A 516-nucleotide genomic window follows, 5' to 3' on the forward strand; every position below is an offset into this window, starting at 1 on the left:
TGAAAACCATGCGGACAGAACCCCGAACCGTTAGCTATGGTGCTACATACATCGCAGAACCTAATGAAGTAATTGCTCCACTCCCGATTGGCTATGCTGACGGCTATTCTCGTGCCCTTTCCAATCGCGGATTTGTTCTTCATCGCGGAAAACGAGTGCCAGTGGCGGGAAGAGTAACAATGGATATGATCATGGTCAGTTTAGGAGAAAACGGTGAAGGTAAACAAGGAGACGAAGTCGTGATTTACGGTAAGCAAAAAGGAGCCGAGATTTCCGTTGATGAAGTGGCTGAAATGCTCAATACGATTAACTATGAAGTCGTGTCTACATTAAGCCGACGCATCCCTCGTTTTTATATAAGAGATGGCGAGATTTTTAAAGTATCAACTCCAGTATTATACGTGTAGAACATCTTAAAATGCTGAATCAAAATCCCTCTACCAGAGGGATTTTGTTTTTTCTGAAACTTAAAAAATCCCTCCTATAAGAAGAGAGATTTTCAACATATTTATACCT

At 41.5% G+C, this 516-nt stretch carries 1 protein-coding gene; it reads left to right on the plus strand.

The genetic code is table 11. The features are described 5' to 3' along the window. On the plus strand, positions 1–407 hold a 407-nt coding region (locus ACWHAR_RS32070), incomplete at its 5' end, for an alanine racemase C-terminal domain-containing protein (RefSeq protein ID WP_452089047.1). Between the last annotated feature and the right edge of the window lie 109 nt (positions 408–516).

Source organism: Bacillus sp. LR--39 (assembly GCF_053613335.1).